This is a genomic window from Ventrimonas sp. (genome assembly GCF_048380235.1).
In the GTDB taxonomy this organism is placed as follows: Bacteria; Bacillota; Clostridia; order Lachnospirales; family Lachnospiraceae; genus Brotaphodocola.
On record NZ_DBFCCJ010000040.1, the window covers coordinates 58,862 to 77,035 of the forward strand.

An 18,174-nucleotide genomic window follows, 5' to 3' on the forward strand; every position below is an offset into this window, starting at 1 on the left:
CCCCAAGGCTCTTGACGCTTGCTTTTTTTAAGGATATAAATATGTTGGATTATAATGAACTATTTTACTTGAAGGAGTATGTACCAATGGCTAACAACTACGTGTTTAATGACATTTTACCGGTAGCGCCGTTAAAGCTCGCTGCCCTGGAAAGCTGCAAGGATCTGGCAACCAAGGTAAACGATCACATTGTCACCTTCCGCCGCAATGATACTGTTGAGCTGCTTCGCCGCCAGCAGGATTTAAACTACCGCGGCTACGATGTAGATTCCTATCTTCTTGACTGCAAATGCCCGCGTTTCGGTTCCGGTGAGGCAAAGGCCGTTATTAACGAATCTGTCCGCGGCGCTGATCTGTTTGCAATGGTAGATGTAACCAACTACAGCATCCCATACAGCGTATGCGGCTACACCAATCACATGTCCCCGGATGACCATTTCCAGGACTTAAAGCGCATCATCGGTGCTTCCGTAGCCACCGCACACCGCGTTAATGTTGTTATGCCTTTCTTATATGAAGGACGCCAGCACAAGCGTACCAAGCGCGAGTCCTTAGACTGTGCAATGGCACTGGAGGAGCTGATCTCCATGGGTGTTTCCAACATCATTACCTTCGATGCCCATGACCCGCGCGTTCAGAACGCCATTCCGTTAAGCGGCTTCGATAACTTCATGCCGACTTACCAGTTTGTAAAGGCTCTGTTCACCCACGACACCTCCTTAAAGATCGACAAGGACCATCTCATGATCATCAGCCCGGATGAGGGTGCCATGAACCGTGCCGTATACCTGGCCAACAACCTCGGGGTTGATATGGGTATGTTCTATAAACGCCGTGACTACTCCAGAGTCATTGACGGCCGCAACCCGATCGTTGCCCATGAGTTTTTGGGTACTTCCGTAGAAGGAAAGACCGTTCTCATCATTGACGATATGATCGCATCCGGCGAGAGCATGTTAGACACCGCCAGAGAGTTAAAGGAGCGCAAGGCAGAGAAAGTTATCATCTGCTGCACCTTCGGCCTGTTCACCGCTGGTCTGGAAAAATTTGACCAGTACTATCAGAATGGCTACATCGACTATGTCATTACCACCAACTTAAACTACCGTCCGAAAGAACTGTTAGACCGCGAGTGGTATCTGGAAGCTGACATGAGTAAATATCTTGCAGCCATCATTAACTCCTTCAACCACGACGTTTCTATCGGAGCTGCCCTGTCTCCGACCGAAAAGATCCAGAAGCTGGTAAAACGCTACCAGGCAGGCGGATACGATTATTATCAGACCATCCAGTAAATTTTAATAGGGACGCAAAAAAGAGCTTCACGCAGCGTATATAAGTGCTGTGCGAAGCTCTTTTTGTCTAATATGATTTTATCCCTGCTCTCTGAGAGCCAGAAACGCTGCCAGATTTCCCCGCTCCGTTCCCATGATCCGGTGAGAAAACAGATGTGACGGGTTGCACCGGGTACAGATATCCGTTGTATGGATCTGATTTGCCGGGATTCCTGCTTCCCGGAGCACGATCTGGTTTGCCCGCCACAGATCCACCTGATACTTTCCGTCTGGCTTTTGGTAAAACAGATCGTTATGGTACTGCTCTGCAAAGCCATCGGCAAATTCCGCAGCCACCTCCGGTCCTACCTCAAAGCAGTCCTGGCAGATGCTCGGTCCAATGCAGGCAATGACATCCGCCGGTTCTGTGCCGTATTCCCGGTTCATGGCCTCCAGTGTGGCTTTTCCCATGCGATGCACCGTGCCCCTCCAGCCGGAATGGGACAGTCCGACAGCCCTGTGGACCGGATCCACAAAATACAGTGGCACACAGTCCGCGTAAAAAGTCACCAGCGTGATACTCGGAATATCCGTGATCAGGCCATCTACATCCTGATAATCCCGCTCTTTTACAATGCCCTTTCCCGCGTCTTCCTCCGTCACCTTGCGGACATTGGTGGTGTGGGTCTGGTAGGAAAGCACCATCTTCTCTGCATCGGTTCCGAGAACGGCTGCCATGCGGCGGTAATTTTCCATTACATGCTGCGGATCATCATTCCGGGTAAAGCTGAAGTTCATGCTAGAGAACACGCCCTCGCTGACACCTCCGTGGCGGGTGGAAAAGGCATGGCTTACCAGACCGGTGGCATCCAAAGCCGGAAAGGCCAGATAGGTAACGCCGTTTTTCTCACGGATTTCAATTTCCGATTTTTCCAAACTGCGCTCCATGCAGCAGCTTTCCGTCTGTCCTGCTGTTGTCATGCCGCTCTGCTTGCGGATCCATGCTTTCTGTTCCATCTGTACCCTCTCCTTTTCGTTCTGAATTTTCCATGTCTGCACTAAACTGCATATTCAGCACAATTTTCAATGTCCCTATGCGAACGCGTCCCGAATCCAGTTAATCTGATCTCCCAGTATACTCACCACATCAAAACGGCACGGCATGTCCTCGCGGTAATGTCGGCTGTACAGATAGAACTGCGCCGTATAGCGTATCCGCTGCTGTTTGATATGGCCAACCGCCTCTGCAGGCATACCATTGCGTGCTGTTTTCCTGTATTTTACCTCGACAAATACCAGATACTGTCCGTCCATTCCGATCAGGTCGATCTCACCCTGGCGGCAGCGAAAATTCCGCTCCAGAATTTTCACACCCCGGCGGGTCAGAAAGTCTGCCGCCAGTTCTTCTTTCCGGGTTCCGGTCTCCCGTTTATTTTCTTTGTATTCCATTCACACCTGTGCCTTCTGACCACACTGTTTTCCAGAAACCTGCTCTGTTCGTTTTCTGCATCCATCCTGCTTTTACACAAAATTCTTGATAAAGCTTCTTCTATGGATCGGGGTTGGCCCATACTCTTTCAGTGCCGCAATGTGCGCTGCGGTTCCATATCCCTTGTGCTTGGCAAAGCCATATTCCGGAAATAAGGTATCATACTCAACCATCATGTGATCCCTGGTCACTTTTGCTAAAATACTGGCTGCCGCAATGGAAACACTCTTGGCATCTCCCTTGATGATCGGCACCTGATTGATCTCCACCCCCGGAATGGTCACCGCGTCATTGAGCAGCAGATCCGGCTGCACGGAGAGCCCGGCAATGGCCTGGCGCATGGCTTCATAGGTGGCCTGTAAAATATTGATCTCATCAATCAGATCCGGCCCCACGATGCCAACACTCCAGGCAACCGCCTTTTCCTTGATTTCTGTAAACAGGGCTTCCCTGCGCTTCTCGGAAAGCTTCTTGGAATCGTTTAAAAACAGGATCTCACAATCCACCGGCAGGATCGCTGCCCCGGCCACCACCGGACCTGCTAACGGGCCACGGCCTGCCTCATCAATGCCGCAGATGGCAGTGCAGGCTGCGTAGGTATCCTCGTACTCCCGCATCAGAGCCAGACGGGCGCGCTCTGCTTCCAGCTTCTCTCCGGTTAAGGTTCTCAGTGCCATGCTTACGCCTCCCCGCTCTCGCTGCCCTGATCTGCAGCGCCTGATTCCTGTACGGAATCCACTTTGTCCCCATCATTTTTCTTCACCGGAGGAAATTCCAGTGTAATGCGCCCCAGCTTTCCGCTGCGGTAATCATCGATCACCAAAGCTGCAGCACGGCTGTAATCCGGCTCACCGCCCTTAGCCAGGCATCCCCGCACCTTTGCCACCTGGATCAGCAGGTTTTCCTCAGAAGACTCATCAATCTTATAGCGGTCCTTCAATACATCCGGATAATGCTCCTGAAGCAGTTTCAGAAGTTCCAGAGCCAGCTCGTCTTTATTTAGGATTTCGTCGTTGATGGAACCGATAAAGGCTAACAGCAGTCCCACTCTCTGATCTTCAAATTTTGGCCAGAGGATACCCGGGGTATCCAGAAGCTCCAGAGTCTTGTTTAACCGGATCCACTGGTTTCCCTTGGTCACGCCCGGCTTGTTTCCGGTTTTGGCGCAGGCCTTTCCCGCGAAAGAGTTGATAAAAGTAGATTTACCAACATTCGGGATTCCCACCACCATGGCGCGCACCGGTCGGTTCATGATGCCTCTGCGGCGGTCGCGCTCAATTTTTTCTTTGCAGGCTTCCTGAACCACTCCATTGATCTGCTTGATGCCGGCGCCGCTGCGGGAATTGATCTTCACAACAAAATATCCCTTTTCCTTAAACCAGCTGGTCCATGCCTCATTGTAGCGTTCGCTGGACAGATCTGACTTATTTAACAGGATCAGTCTTGCCTTTCCCTTTCCAAGCTCATCAATATCCGGGTTGCGGCTTGCTAACGGCACACGGGCGTCAACTACTTCGATGATCAGGTCGATCAGCTTGATGTCTTCTTTCATGGCACGCTTTGCTTTGGTCATGTGCCCTGGATACCACTGTATATTCACGACATTTCCTCCTATATCTTCGTATTATTATCTATCATCTCAGGACCGGATCAGACTGATATGGATCAGCGGAAACATGCGCAGCCACACTTTTCCAATGATCTGGTCTTCCCGGACATTGCCGATGTTGGCAAACCGGCTGTCTTCACTGCTGTCCGGATTATCCCCCAGCAGAAAATATTCTTTATCTTCTAATTGAACCGGATTCTCCGCCAGTCCGGAAAGAGAAATCTTCCGGTTGCCCGGCAGGGAAATCTGTTCCTGATTTACATACAATTTCCCGTCTATGATCTGGACCACATCACCGGGGACGGCCACAACACGCTTCACGTTGGTTTTCTGGTCCTCCCGCTCAAATACTACGACATCCATGCGGTCCGGCTTTCCGATCTCATAGGTCAGCCGATTCATCAAAACCACGTCACCAGAATTTAAAAGAGGATACATGGACTGCCCGTTCACCGTGATCTGTGTTCCAAAAAACACCAGACAGAACCAGGCAAAAGCCAGCGCCACTACCACATCCACAATCCAGCTGCAGATCTTCCGGATCATATTCTGTTCATCACTCAGATAAAAATCCACCTGTTTATGCTCCATTCTACCGTGTGTTCTCACGGACAAAAACACCTTCTGTAAATACCATTCCACATGGCAAAAAGGGGGAAGTTGCTTGCAACTCCCCCACTTTCCTGTTCTGCGCGTCCTGAGCGCATAATACGCAGAAAGGGACAATTTTCATTGTCCCCTGTTCCACGCAAAATTATTTTACTAACTCTTTAACCTTAGCAGCTTTACCTACTCTGTCTCTTAAGTAGTTCAGTTTTGCACGTCTTACTTTACCTCTTCTGACAACCTCAATGTTGTCTACGAACGGGGAATGAACCGGCCAGGTCTTCTCTACGCCGATGCCGTTGGAGTTCTTACGAACGGTGAAGGTCTCTCTTGCGCCGCCGTTCTGTCTCTTGATTACGGTACCCTCGAATACCTGGATTCTCTCGCGGTTACCCTCTTTGATCTTGTTGTAGACCTTAACGGTATCGCCTACGGAAAACTCCGGTACGGAAGCCTTTAACTGTGCTGCTTCAATGTTCTTAATAATTTCGTTCATTTGTGTGATCCTCCTTCATATGTTTGATGTTCTTTAATGCTTCTTCCGCAACAGAGGAACATCTCTTTTTCTAGTCACAACGGTATAATGATATCATAGGGACAAATAAATTGCAAGCACTATTTTGCTGAATTTACTCCCCTGAATTTACTTCTCCTGTGCCTCTTTCTCTGCCATCAGCTCTGCCAGATACTGGCGCTCTTTCTTCGACAGATTTGCCTCTTCCAGAAGATCCGGCCGTCTCTCCAGGGTCCGCCTGATAGACTGCTGACGTCTCCAGGTCTCAATGTTTTTGTGGTGTCCGGAAAGAAGCACCTCCGGCACGCGCATACCCTGGTAAACCTCCGGGCGGGTGTACTGCGGGTACTCAAGGAGATTGTCGTGGAAGGACTCGATCTCCGCGGAAACATCGTTATTTAAAACGCCCGGCACCAGGCGGGAAATACAGTCGATCATGACCATGGCCGGAAGCTCACCGCCGGTCAGGACATAATCGCCCACGGAAAGATAATCGGTCACGATGAGCTCTAACGCGCGCTCATCAATGCCCTCATAATGCCCGCAAAGGAAGACCAGATCTTCTTCCTGCGCCAGCTCCTCGGCAATCTTCTGGTTGAAGGTCTGTCCCTGCGGAGTCATGTAAAGGACGCGGGGACGCTTGCCGATACGCTCACAAAGCGCCTCGTAGGCATCACACACCGGAGCCGCCTGCATCACCATGCCTGCTCCGCCGCCATATGGGGTATCATCCACGTGGCCGTGCTTTTCTTTCGTGTAATCCCGGATATTGACCGCCTCAATGGAAAGCAGGCCTTTTCCGGCTGCCCGTCCGATGATGCTGGTATTCAAGCCGTCTAACACCATCTCCGGGAACAATGTTAAAATATGATAATTCATGCTTTTGCTTTCTCCTGATTTCAGCGTATTACAGGTCCAGAAGGCCATCCAGGATATGGACGGTCACCATCTGGTTCTCCAGGTTTACATCCAGAATGCACTGCGGGATAGCCGGGAACAGATACTCTTTGCCTTCCAGACTTTCGATAACGTAAACATCGTTGGCACCAGTCTGAAGGACATCAGTCAGGGTACCGAACTCTTTTCCCTCATCGGTCACGACTTTTAAACCGATCAGATCGGTGATAAAATTCTCGTTCGGAGCCAGCTTCACGGCCTGGTCGCGGCGGATCAGCAGATCCTTTCCCTTGTATTTTTCGATTTCGTTGATATTGTTAAACTCCTTGAATTTCAGGATGACCATGTTTTTGAAGAACTTGACGCTCTCAATGGACAGGGTCATCTGCTCTCTGCCAGTATCAAGGATGACGGTTTTCAGCTTTTTAAAACGATTTACATCATCGGTCGTAGGGTATACTTTGACCTCACCGCGTACACCGTGGGTGGATGAGATCACGCCGACTCTTAAGGTATCCTCCATCTTCCATTCCTCCAGATTTTTATAAAAGAAAAACTGCCGCAGGAAAATCCGACGACAGTTTCTGATGGCTACTGTATATCTACAACAACCTTTTTTTCTTCTTTGGAAGCGGCTGCCTTGACAACGGAGCGGATCGCCTTCGCGATGCGTCCCTGCTTGCCAATCACCTTTCCCATATCAGATGGGGCAACCTTTAGCTCAATAAAGGTGCCGCTTTCCTTTTCGGTCTCGGTAACAACCACCTCGTCCGGATTGTCAACTAATGCTTTTGCAATAACCTCAACCAGTTCTTTCATAGCGATCACCTCTCAGATTACTGAATGCCAGCGGTCTTCAGAAGCTTTGCTACACGGTCGGTCGGCTGTGCGCCGTTTGCTAACCACTCCTTGGTAGCCTCCTCGTCAAACTTGATAACGCTCGGCTCCTGGTTCGGATCGTAAGTACCAACCTCAGCGATGAATCTGCCATCTCTCGGGGATCTGGAATCTGCAACAATGACTCTATAGAAAGGTTTTTTCTTAGCACCCATTCTTCTTAATCTCATCTTTACTGCCATGTCAATTTCACCTCCTTAAAATATACTGATAATGTATCAACAAATACAGAAAACTCTGTACTGTCACCATATAAGCTGCCCTAGAAAGGCATTTTCAGCTTTCCGAGCATACCGCCCAGTCCGCCGCGTCCGCGCTTACCGCCCATCATGCCAGGAAGCTGCTTCATCATTTTCTTCATCTGATCAAACTGCTTGGCAATACGGTTTACCTCGCTGATATCCACCCCCGCGCCCTTTGCGATACGCTGTTTGCGGGAAGGATTTAAGAGGCCCGGATTGGCGCGCTCTTCTTTTGTCATGGACAGGATGATAGCCTCCACACGGTCCATGGATTTCTCATCCACCTCCGGGATTCCGCCCTTCATCTGCGACATTCCCGGCATCATGCTCATAATGCTGGTCAGTCCGCCCATTTTTTTGATCTGACGCATCTGGTCCAGGAAATCGTTGTAGTCAAACTCTGCCTTGCGCAGCTTCTGACTCATTTCCTTCGCCTTTTCCTCGTCAACCTCCATCTCGGCTTTCTCGATCAGGGTGAGAATGTCTCCCATGCCCAGGATTCGGGATGCCATACGGTCCGGGTAAAACTGTTCCAGATCGGAAAGCTTCTCTCCCATACCTATATATAAAATCGGCTTCCCGGTTACGGCCCGGATGGAAAGGGCTGCACCGCCTCGGGTATCGCCATCCAGTTTGGTAAGGATGACACCGTCGATACCGACTTTATCCTGGAAATTCGATGCTACATTGACTGCGTCCTGACCGGTCATGGCGTCTACCACCAAAATAGTCTGGTCTACGCTTACAGCCTCTTTGATGTTCTCGAGCTCTTCCATCATGCCTTCATCTACATGAAGACGTCCGGCGGTATCGAGGATCACCACATTGTAGCCATTCTTTGCCGCGTGCTCCATAGCGGCCTTTGCAATATTGACCGGGCTCTGATTTTCTCCCATGGAGAAGACCGGAACGCCCTGTTTGTCTCCGTTGATCTGGAGCTGCTGGATTGCTGCCGGACGATATACGTCACAGGCAACCAGAACCGGCTTGCGGCCCTTTGCCTTCAGCTTTCCTGCGATCTTCGCTGTCGTTGTCGTCTTACCTGCACCCTGAAGACCTGCCATCATGATGACGGTGATCTCATTGGTAGGCTTTAATGCGATTTCCGTAGTATCGGAACCCATCAGGCGGATCAGTTCTTCGTTAACGATTTTGATCACCATCTGGCCCGGCTGCAGGGAACCCAGCACTTCTTCGCCAACGGCGCGTTCCTGAACGGAGCTTATGAACTGTTTTACAACCTTGAAGCTTACGTCTGCTTCCAGGAGAGCCATCTTGACCTCCTTGAGCGCAGTCTTGACATCCGCTTCGCTTAAACGGCCCTTGCCGCGCAGGTTTTTAAACACGTTCTGCAGTTTATCGGATAAGCTTTCAAACGCCATAGGTAACCTCCTGTTCAGAACCGATCACGGCATACGCCGAAATCAAAGTTCCATGATGTCGTTGGAAATCTGCTCAATCTCATCGATCAGACTTTCATCTTTTGTTTCCTTGAAAACCCTGGTCTTTTTATGGATCTCCTCCACCATGCGGCGGGTAGTCTGGAACTTGCTGATCAGATGCAGCTTGTCCTCATACGCACTCAGGGTCTTGTCGCAGCGCTTGATGAGGTCGTGAACACCCTGACGGCTGATCCCGTTTTCCTCGGCAATCTCACTTAAGGACATGTCGTTATACACCACATCCTCGTAGATGCTGCGCTGATGCTCTGTGAGCAACTCTCCATAAAAATCATAAAGCAAACTCTGTTTTACAATGCTTTCCATAACATCACCTTGGCTATCATACACGAAAGGCGCATTGCTGTCAAGTATTTTTTCTTGACACTTATAAAAATTTTTGTTTTTCTTTTTATACACCTGTTTTCGGGCAGATATCAGCCAGACAGCACCGGTCGCAATACGGCTTTGTTCGGGCCGTGCAGACCTCTCTTCCATGCCATACCAGCCGATGACAGAAATCGCTGCCCTCCTCCGGCGGCACCAGCTTCCAGAGTTCCATTTCAACCTTTTTCGGTTCCTTAATGCCGTCTACCAGTCCCATGCGGTTTACCAGGCGGATACAGTGGGTGTCTGTAACAATGGCCGGTTTGCCAAACACATCACCCATGATCAGATTGGCGCTTTTTCTTCCCACTCCGGGAAGCTTCAACAGAGCATCAAAATCCTCCGGCACCTTACTGCCGTACTCATCCCGCAGCATCTTCATACAGGCGCTGATGTCTCTGGCCTTACTCTTTCCCAGACCGCAGGGCCTGACGATTTCCTCAATTTCTTCCACCGGTGCCTCCGCCAGGGCATTCACATCCGGAAACTTTTTATAGAGTGCCGGAACCACCTGATTGACCCGCTCATCGGTGCACTGGGCCGCCAGACGCACGCTCACTAAAAGCTTCCAGGCTTCCTCGTAATCCAGGGTGCAGTCTGCGTCCGGGTAAGCCTCCTTCAGTCTCCGGATGATTTCCAGAGTCTTTTGTTTTTTTGTCATAGGATGAACCTCACTATTGCAGGAACAGGTGCCGGTATCGTTCCGATGCATACTGGCACCTGCAATATTTACTCGTTTGATTTTCGGTTAATGAATTCTGTCCGGATCTTGGAATAAACGAATTTCTGGCTGTGGTAGAGCCCATAATATCCAGACAGGGTAAAGCACACTGCCACGGCAATGGCATAATATGGCATTGCGGCAAATCCAAAAAGTTCAAATGCCATGAACATCGTGGACACCGGACAGTTTGTCACGCTTACGAACAGGCATGCCATTCCAACCGATGCGCACAGTCCGACCGGCAGTCCGGTCACCAGGCTCATCAAGTAGCCAAACGCGGCGCCGACCGTCAGCGTCGGCACGATCTCTCCGCCCTTAAAGCCTGCGCCAAGCGCTACTCCGGTAAACAGGATCTTCATCAAAAATGCATAAACCGGAATTCTTTCACCTTCAAATACCATTTCGATGATCTGCGCACCGCTTCCGTTGTAAAGCCGCGCCGGAAACAGGAGGGTCAGGACAATAAAGATCGCGGATCCCGCCAGCACGCGGATATAGGGATTTGGAAAAACCTTCCGGTAAGCATGACCACACTGATGCAGGCTGACACAAAGGAAGATTCCGACACAGGCACACAAAATTCCGATGAGCACTGTCAGAAGCGCAGATGAGGCGCCAAACTCCGGCACCAGGCCGATCTCATAATGCTCCGGAGCCAGACCCAGGAATTTTGCCACTGACACACCGACAAACGCCGAAAAAACGCATGGAACCAGAGCCGCATAGTACATAACGCCAATGCTGATGACCTCCATGGCAAACACGGCTGCCGCAAGCGGAGTTCCGAAGATAGCGGAGAACCCGGCACTCATGCCGCACATAATGGCAATCTTTCTGTCCTTCTCATCCAGTCGAAAAGCCTTACCGATCAGGTTTCCCAGGCTTCCGCCAAGCTGCAGTGCTGCTCCCTCCCGGCCGACGGAAGCCGTGGCCAGATGACTCAGCAAGGTTGAGATAAAGATCAGCGGAGCAGTTGCCGGTGTAACCTCCTCTGTGGAGGAAATAGAATCCAGGACCATATCCGTACCGCGGTTTTTTTCTTCATGCGCAAACCGGTACAGCCACACGATCAGGAGTCCGACAAGCGGAAGCAGATACAACGTCCAGCTATGGCTCTTCCAGAAAGCAGTCGCTTTCTGGATGCCAAGGCCAAACAGTGTTCCGGCCAGACCGATCGTCACACCGGAAATCGCGGAAATGAAGGTCCATTTCAAAAAATAGCGGATATTCTGACGGAGCGCCTGGATTGTCTCATTTGTATGTTCTGTCATGATCATTCACCGCTCAGTCACTGTAGGTGCCCTTGGACTTCACCAGCTTCGGGCGGTATCCGGCATCGTTTAAGGCCTGCACAATACGGTTCTTGTGATCCGTTCCCTCAGCCTCCAGGGTGATTCTAAGCTCCACAGCCGCATTGCGGTTGATACTGATGAACTGATTGTGTTCAAGCTTAATGACATTGCCGCGCTGGTCAGCAAGGAGCGTTGAAACCTTTGCCAGCTCGCCTGGCTTGTCCGGAAGCAGAACGGATACGGTGAAGATACGGTCTCTCTGGATCAGTCCATGCTGTACCACGGAGGACATGGTAATGACATCCATGTTGCCGCCGCTTAAGATGGAAACAATCTTCTTTTTCTGTACATTTAAGTGCTTTAATGCCGCTACGGTTAACAGACCGGAGTTCTCCACGATCATCTTGTGATTCTCTACCATATCGAGGAAGGCAACAATCAGCTCGGAATCCTCCACGGTAATGATATCATCCACATTTTTCTGGATGTACGGGAACAGCTTCTCACCCGGACGCTTTACCGCGGTACCATCTGCAATGGTGTTTACGGTCGGAAGTGTCAGCACATGGCCTGCCTTTAAGGACTCCTGCATGCAGTTTGCTCCGGCCGGCTCAACGCCGATCACCTTAATCTTCGGATTTAAGAGCTTTGCCAGGGTGGAAACGCCGGTGCAGAGTCCGCCTCCTCCGATCGGGACCAGGATATAATCTACAGTCGGCAGCTCTTTAATGATCTCCATGGCAATGCTTCCCTGACCGGTTGCCACATCCAGGTCGTCGAACGGATGCACAAAGGTGTAGCCGTGCTCCGCAGCCAGCTCGTATGCGTGGTCACAGGCCTCGTCGAATACATCTCCGTACAGTACAACCTCCGCTCCATAGCTTCTGGTGCGGTTCACCTTCATGAGCGGAGTCGTGGTCGGCATCACGATGGTAGCCGGAATGCCAGCCAGCTTTGCCGCGTAGGCTACGCCCTGGGCATGGTTTCCTGCGGACGCAGTGATCAGTCCCCGCTGTTTTTCTTCCTCTGTCAGGGTACTGATCTTATAGTAAGCGCCGCGTACCTTGTAAGCGCCGGTGTACTGCATGTTCTCCGGCTTAAAGTATACCTTATTTCCGGTTGCAGCAGAAAAATACTCGCTGTAAACCAGTTTGGTTTCCTGGGTGACCTTCTTAACCTCCTCGGAAGCCTCCTCAAATTTTTCGAGGGTTAAGCCCTCTTCCTTTGCTTCTTCTACTACCTGCTCTTTTGCCATCGTCTGTATCTCCTTATGTTCTTTATTCGTAACTGTTCAGTACCCTCACAGTTATAAGCAAAAATCCATTGAAAATTGCCTTCGGCAATGGGATTTTTGCCTGTAAGCCCATATTTTCGTACGGTCAGCGCAGTAAATGCACAGACCTACTGAACAGTTACCTTTATTTATCTTTCTTTACATCAAACAGAGCCGTCACGAAATCCTCGGAATTGAACTTCTGAAGATCGTCAATCTTCTCGCCCACACCCACGTATTTGACCGGGATGCCAAGCTCTGACTGTATAGCCACTGCGATACCGCCCTTTGCAGTACCGTCAAGCTTTGTCAGGATGATGCCTGTGATGTCAGCAACCTCCATGAACTGCTTTGCCTGTGCCATGGCATTCTGTCCGGTGGTGCCATCCAGTACCACCAGGGTCTCGCGGTAGGCATCCGGATATTCCTTGTCAATGATGCGGTTGATCTTTCTCAGCTCCTCCATCAGGTTTTTCTTATTGTGCAGACGGCCTGCGGTATCACAGATCAGCACATCGGCCTGGCGGGATTTGGCTGCTGCCACCGCATCATAAATGACCGCTGCTGGGTCAGAGCCCTCCTGCTGTGCGATGATTTCCACCCCGGCGCGGTTTGCCCACTCCGTCAGCTGCTCAATTGCTGCCGCACGGAAGGTATCAGCCGCTGCCAGGATCACCTTCTTGCCCTCATCCTTCAACTGGCCTGCCAGCTTGCCGACGGAAGTGGTCTTGCCGACACCGTTTACACCGATCACCAGAACCACGGATTTGCGGTTTTCAAACTCGTAGGCATTTTCGCCTAAATCCATCTGTTCCCGGATGGAATCGATCAGAAGCTGTTTGCATTCAGCCGGTTCCTTGATATGCTGTTCTTTGACTTTTTTTCGTAAATCTTCCAGCACGGACATGGTGGTCTGGATGCCCAGATCGCCCATGATCAGGGTCTCTTCCAGTTCCTCATAAAAATCCTCATCAATAGCAGAGAAACCACTGAAGATGGAATCCATGCCGGAGACAATATTCTCTCTCGTTTTGTTTAAGCCTTCAACCAGACGGCTGAAAAAGCCTTTCTTCTTTTCTTCCACTCGCGAGCCTCCTTATTTGTAAAAATCTACGCGTCCAGCTGGTCCTCGATCAGATTGACCGATACCAGGGTCGATACGCCCTTCTCCTGCATGGTGATGCCATACAGACGGTCCGCCGCCACCATAGTGCCGCGTCGGTGGGTTATAACAATAAACTGCGTGTATTTGGTCAGTTTATGCAAATATCCTGCATAGCGGTCTACGTTGGAATCATCCAGGGCCGCCTCGATCTCATCCAGCAAACAGAAGGGAGACGGCTTTAAGTTCTGGATCGCAAACAGCAGCGAAATGGCTGTCAGCGCCTTCTCTCCTCCGGAAAGCTGCATCATGTTCTGCAGCTTCTTACCCGGCGGCTGGGCAATGATCTGAATGCCCGCCTCCAGAATGTCTTCCTCTTCCTGCAAAGACAGGGTACCGTGTCCGCCGCCGAAAAGCTCCTTAAATACCCGGTCAAATTCTTTCCGGATCTCCTGGAATTTTTCTTCAAACTGACGCCGCATGCCGGTATCCAGTTCTTCAATGATCCCCTGCAGGGTGGCTTCCGCCTCCACCAGGTCATCGTGCTGGGTCTTCATAAACTCATAACGCTCTGAAATCTCTTTGTAATCCTCAATCGCATTGACATTGACACTGCCCAGAGCACGGATGGAAGCCTTCAGCTCCTCGATCCGTTTTTTTACCTCAGCAAGCGAAGCTTCTTCTGTACTGCGAAGCTCCTTTGCCGCGCCAGGAGTCAGCTCGTATTCATTCCACAGATAAGTGATCTGACTTTCCCGCCGCTCCTCCAGCTTTTCCCGCTGGCCCTGCAGGCGGAACAGATCCTTGTCCAGACGGCCAATACGCCCGGACAAGTCTTCCCGTTTTCCAAAAAAGGACTTCTGCCAGCCGGATTTTTCTTCTTTCAGGGCCGCCTGAGTCTCAATCTCTGCGGCAATCTTCTGTTTTTCTTCCTCCGCATGCAGGATCAGTTCCTGAAGATCTGCGATCTCACGATTCTTTTCGTCTATGGCAGAACCGGAATCGGTACCGTGACTCTTAAGCCCGGCCTGTTCTTCTTTGAGTGTCAGGATCTCCTGCTCAACGCGACGGATATTTTCTTTCACAAAATCCACCCGCTGCTTTAAGTTTGCTGCTTCCAGGCGAATGGTCTCCAGCACCTTCGCTTTTTCCTCACGGATCTTCTTTTGCATTTCCAGCTCACCGGATATGTTCTCCATCAGCGTCTGTTCCTGGTCACTGTCCTTTTTCAGGATATCGCGCTCCAGGGCAAGCTTCTTTCTGCCTGCCTCGATCTCGCTGATCTGGCTCTCCAGCTGGCTGTTTTCCAGTGCGAGATCCTGGTAGGAATCCCGGATTTCTTCCCGCTTGTCCTCCAGCTGACTGACGCTCATCTGCCTGGTATTGACCAGCAGGGAAACCTGGTGATGCTCTGCTTTCAGGCTTTCCAGCTCTTCCTTTTTCTGCTGCGCCAGGCCCTCATTCATGGTCAGCTCCTCCTGCAGACGATCGGAAGCCTTCAATGCCTTCTGGCATGCTGCCTCCAGTTCTTCCAGCTCCCGTTTCCGTCCCAGAAGATTGCTGGAATTCTTGAAGGCACCACCTGTCATGGAACCGCCGGCGCTTAAGAGCTCACCCTCCAGCGTGACAATCCGCAGGGAATATCTGAATTTTCTTGCCAGGGCAATGGCATGATCGATGGTATCAGCCACTACCACACGCCCCAGCAGGTATTTCGCAAGGATCTGATACTCATTTTCCACATGGACCAGATCACTGGCCAGACCGATCACTCCCGGTTCGCTCAGCGCTTCCGGCTTTGAGAACCCGCCGCCCTGGCCGATGCTGGTAAGCGGCAGAAAGGTCACCCTGCCATACCGGTTCTTCTTTAAATACTCGATAAGCTGCTTGGCCGTCTGCTCCGAATCTGTTACCACATTCTGAATGCTTCCGCCCAGAGCTGTCTCAATGGCGGTCTCATACTTTTTCTCAGTAGTGATCAGATCTGCAACGACACCGCGGATGCCATGCACCCGGTCCCGTACTTCCATAACCCGGCGGATACTGCCGCCATAGCCCTCATAACGCTCTGCGAGGTTTTTTAAAGATTCCAGCCTTGTATATGCCGTACGGTATTCCTGCTGCTTTTCATTTAAGGAGCGGGTCATACGCCGCACCTCTTCTTCATATTGTGCCAGCTGTCCCTCGCACTCGGTCTGGGCCAGCTCCAGCGCTTCCAGGCGCCCGGCTGCTTCCGCAAGCTTCCGGCGCTCAGCATCCAGCTGTTCATCCTGCACAGATTCATCACTCTTAAATTTCAGAAGCTTCTGACAGACCTCAGAACGGCGCACCTGCACCTGCTCCAGCATCGCCTCATAGCGCTGGTCCTGCGCATGGATAGAAGCAGTCTCATTCATGCCATTCATCATTCTGGTTCTGGCATCCTCGATCTGCTGCTCCATGAGCATCAGCTTTTCATCCAGCGCCATCAGCTCAGCCTGTGCAGTCTCCTGACTGCTCTTGCTGATGCTTTCTGCCTCAGCAATGCCTGCGTTATCTGCCTGATACTGTCGGACCTGCCCCTGCTTTTCTTCCAGGGCATGCGCAATGGACTCAATGCGGGAGCGGATGTGCTCCGCGTTCATCTTCTCGGTATTGATCTGTTCTTTTAATACATTGATCTGGCCTTCCAGATTGCCTTTGAGCATCTCAGCCTGGTTCATCTGATCTCGCTTTTCTGTCAGCTGGCCGTCCAGCTCTGCGACCTCCTGCTCCAATTGCTCATACGCTTCTTTCAAATGCTCCGATTCCGCATTTGCGTCCTGCAGGTCTCCGGAAACAATGGACTCCCGCCTGCTGATTTCCTGCAGCTGTTTTCCGTTTTCTTCGGATTCCATTAAAAACAGATTCACATCACAGGCTTTTAGTTCTTCCCGCAAAGCCAGATATTTTTTTGCCGTTTCTGACTGTCTGGCCAGAGGTCCTACCTGTTTTTCCAGTTCAGAAAGAATGTCGCTTACGCGGACCAGATTCTGTTTCTCATCTTCCAGCTTTTTCTGGGCAATGGCCTTGCGGCGCTTGAACTTCACGATTCCGGCTGCCTCATCAAAAAGCTCCCGGCGTTCCTCCGGCTTGCCACTTAAGATCTTGTCAATCTGGCCCTGTCCGATGATGGAATAGCCCTCCTTACCGATACCGGTATCATAAAACAGCTCACTGATATCTTTTAGGCGGCAGGTACTCCCGTTAATCTTATACTCACTCTCACCGGAGCGGTACAGACGTCTGGACACGGTCACCTCATCATAATCTATAGAAAGCTGATGGTCGGAATTATCCAGGGTAATGGCCACATAGGCAAATCCCTGTGGCTTTCGGATCTCCGTTCCCGCAAAGATAACATCCTGCATGGATCCGCCTCGCAGCTGCTTTGCGCGCTGCTCACCGAGCACCCAGCGCACCGCGTCGGCAACATTGCTCTTGCCGCTTCCGTTCGGCCCTACAATACCGGTAATTCCGTTGTGGAACTCAAACAGGATCTTGTTGGCAAAGGATTTGAATCCCTGTATCTCAATGCTCTTTAAATACATTCTTTCCCTCTCAGTTTCAAAATGCCATGGTAAGCGGCCACAGCCTCCGCTGCCTTCTTGGTTCCGCCGGTTCCGCGTCCCAGCTCCTCACCGCCGGACAGTGCGCGTACTTCAAAAACCTTATGATGATCCGGCCCCTCTTCCCGCAGGATCTCATACTCCAGATGTGCGCCTGCAGTAGCCTGGATCATTTCCTGCAGAATAGTCTTGCTATCGTAAAAGAGCTGCTTGTGCTCAATATCATTCAGGATAAACCGGTGAATGAACTCTTTTGCATTAGCAAAACCACCATCCAGATAGATAGAACCGATCAGGGCCTCCATAGCATCGGAAACCACGGAATTACGCTCTCTTCCGCCGGTGGCCTCCTCGCCCTTTCCCAAAAGCAGATAGCTGCCCAGCTCCAGATCGGCTGCGCAGTAAGCCAGGGTCGGCTCGCACACCAGGCTGGCACGGATCTTGGAGAGCTCTCCCTCCGGCTTCTCCGGGTACTTGTGATACAGGAAATCACTGGAAACCACTTCCAGAACGGCATCACCCAAAAACTCCAGACGTTCGTTGCAGACTGCCTTGTCCTTCTTATGTTCATTGGCATAGGAACTGTGGGTCAGGGCGCGGTGGAACAGATTTTTGTCCCGAAAGGTATAGCCGCACCTGCGTTCCAGCTCGTTTAAATCACGATTCATATACGTTAAACTCCTTATCGTTCTTCATTGGCATGCATTCAGCCACACACATATTATGGAAAGGGGCGCGCAAGGAATGCACAGCCCCTTTCTTGATTTCTTTGTAACTGTTCAGCAACTTCACAGTCACATTCCTTTCATACTGTTTTCAACTAGCCGTTTTCCGGCTCCGGC

The 18,174-nt window shown here is 51.0% G+C and carries 19 protein-coding genes; 1 reads left to right on the top strand and 18 read right to left on the bottom strand.

Going from position 1 to position 18,174, the window contains the following annotated elements; genetic code table 11:
• The first annotated feature begins 86 nt into the window (after nucleotides 1-86).
• Nucleotides 87-1,295 (top strand): ribose-phosphate pyrophosphokinase, encoded by a 1,209-nt coding sequence (locus tag ACMP1L_RS06930; RefSeq protein WP_118732233.1) that lies wholly within the window; start codon nucleotides 87-89, stop codon nucleotides 1,293-1,295.
• Nucleotides 1,296-1,373: 78 nt separating this feature from the next.
• Here ACMP1L_RS06930 and pgeF read toward each other — a convergent pair whose 3' ends face one another.
• The 18 genes from pgeF to rnc form a co-directional block, all read right to left on the bottom strand.
• On the bottom strand, nucleotides 1,374-2,222 hold the full coding sequence (gene pgeF / locus ACMP1L_RS06935) for a peptidoglycan editing factor PgeF (RefSeq protein WP_475544525.1): 849 nt from the start codon (nucleotides 2,220-2,222) through the stop codon (nucleotides 1,374-1,376).
• Between the two features lie 144 nt (nucleotides 2,223-2,366).
• Nucleotides 2,367-2,723 (bottom strand): YraN family protein, encoded by a 357-nt coding sequence (locus tag ACMP1L_RS06940; protein WP_118732234.1) that lies wholly within the window; start codon nucleotides 2,721-2,723, stop codon nucleotides 2,367-2,369.
• A gap of 72 nt (nucleotides 2,724-2,795) precedes the next feature.
• Entirely contained in the window at nucleotides 2,796-3,440 is a 645-nt protein-coding gene (locus tag ACMP1L_RS06945; protein ID WP_177303927.1) for a ribonuclease HII, read from the bottom strand.
• 2 nt (nucleotides 3,441-3,442) lie between these two features.
• Nucleotides 3,443-4,363, bottom strand: coding sequence for a ribosome biogenesis GTPase YlqF (gene ylqF / locus ACMP1L_RS06950; protein WP_177303928.1), 921 nt, complete (start codon nucleotides 4,361-4,363; stop codon nucleotides 3,443-3,445).
• A gap of 39 nt (nucleotides 4,364-4,402) precedes the next feature.
• The gene (gene lepB / locus ACMP1L_RS06955) at nucleotides 4,403-4,948 is read right to left on the bottom strand and encodes a signal peptidase I (RefSeq protein ID WP_177303929.1); all 546 of its coding nucleotides are present in this window, start codon (nucleotides 4,946-4,948) and stop codon (nucleotides 4,403-4,405) included.
• Between the two features lie 178 nt (nucleotides 4,949-5,126).
• Nucleotides 5,127-5,474, bottom strand: coding sequence for a 50S ribosomal protein L19 (gene rplS / locus ACMP1L_RS06960; RefSeq protein WP_118532592.1), 348 nt, complete (start codon nucleotides 5,472-5,474; stop codon nucleotides 5,127-5,129).
• A 147-nt stretch (nucleotides 5,475-5,621) separates the two neighbouring features.
• A complete protein-coding gene (gene trmD, locus ACMP1L_RS06965; RefSeq protein WP_118532602.1) occupies nucleotides 5,622-6,371 on the bottom strand; it encodes a tRNA (guanosine(37)-N1)-methyltransferase TrmD in 750 nt (249 codons plus the stop codon).
• Nucleotides 6,372-6,399: 28 nt separating this feature from the next.
• Entirely contained in the window at nucleotides 6,400-6,912 is a 513-nt protein-coding gene (gene rimM / locus ACMP1L_RS06970) for a ribosome maturation factor RimM (RefSeq protein ID WP_418452453.1), read from the bottom strand.
• A 68-nt stretch (nucleotides 6,913-6,980) separates the two neighbouring features.
• Nucleotides 6,981-7,208 carry a KH domain-containing protein gene (locus ACMP1L_RS06975; protein WP_118532606.1) on the bottom strand — a complete coding sequence of 76 codons (228 nt, stop codon included), beginning with the start codon at nucleotides 7,206-7,208 and terminating at the stop codon, nucleotides 6,981-6,983.
• A 17-nt stretch (nucleotides 7,209-7,225) separates the two neighbouring features.
• Nucleotides 7,226-7,468, bottom strand: coding sequence for a 30S ribosomal protein S16 (rpsP, locus tag ACMP1L_RS06980; RefSeq protein WP_118532608.1), 243 nt, complete (start codon nucleotides 7,466-7,468; stop codon nucleotides 7,226-7,228).
• An 80-nt stretch (nucleotides 7,469-7,548) separates the two neighbouring features.
• On the bottom strand, nucleotides 7,549-8,910 hold the full coding sequence (gene ffh / locus ACMP1L_RS06985) for a signal recognition particle protein (RefSeq protein ID WP_118705664.1): 1,362 nt from the start codon (nucleotides 8,908-8,910) through the stop codon (nucleotides 7,549-7,551).
• Between the two features lie 42 nt (nucleotides 8,911-8,952).
• The gene (gene ylxM / locus ACMP1L_RS06990) at nucleotides 8,953-9,294 is read right to left on the bottom strand and encodes a YlxM family DNA-binding protein (protein ID WP_118532612.1); all 342 of its coding nucleotides are present in this window, start codon (nucleotides 9,292-9,294) and stop codon (nucleotides 8,953-8,955) included.
• 85 nt (nucleotides 9,295-9,379) lie between these two features.
• Nucleotides 9,380-10,015, bottom strand: a complete 636-nt coding sequence (locus ACMP1L_RS06995) for an endonuclease III domain-containing protein (protein WP_118705843.1) — start codon at nucleotides 10,013-10,015, stop codon at nucleotides 9,380-9,382.
• Between the two features lie 68 nt (nucleotides 10,016-10,083).
• Nucleotides 10,084-11,349 carry a chloride channel protein gene (locus tag ACMP1L_RS07000; RefSeq protein WP_118540772.1) on the bottom strand — a complete coding sequence of 422 codons (1,266 nt, stop codon included), beginning with the start codon at nucleotides 11,347-11,349 and terminating at the stop codon, nucleotides 10,084-10,086.
• A 13-nt stretch (nucleotides 11,350-11,362) separates the two neighbouring features.
• On the bottom strand, nucleotides 11,363-12,625 hold the full coding sequence (gene ilvA, locus ACMP1L_RS07005; RefSeq protein WP_177303931.1) for a threonine ammonia-lyase: 1,263 nt from the start codon (nucleotides 12,623-12,625) through the stop codon (nucleotides 11,363-11,365).
• Nucleotides 12,626-12,788: 163 nt separating this feature from the next.
• Nucleotides 12,789-13,727 (bottom strand): signal recognition particle-docking protein FtsY, encoded by a 939-nt coding sequence (gene ftsY, locus ACMP1L_RS07010; protein ID WP_177303932.1) that lies wholly within the window; start codon nucleotides 13,725-13,727, stop codon nucleotides 12,789-12,791.
• A 26-nt stretch (nucleotides 13,728-13,753) separates the two neighbouring features.
• Complete coding sequence (smc, locus tag ACMP1L_RS07015) at nucleotides 13,754-17,314, bottom strand: chromosome segregation protein SMC (RefSeq protein ID WP_418452454.1); 3,561 nt, start codon at nucleotides 17,312-17,314, stop codon at nucleotides 13,754-13,756.
• The gene (gene rnc / locus ACMP1L_RS07020) at nucleotides 17,305-18,000 is read right to left on the bottom strand and encodes a ribonuclease III (protein WP_118732241.1); all 696 of its coding nucleotides are present in this window, start codon (nucleotides 17,998-18,000) and stop codon (nucleotides 17,305-17,307) included. Before rnc ends, smc begins: the two co-directional genes overlap by 10 nt.
• Nucleotides 18,001-18,174 lie beyond the last annotated feature (174 nt).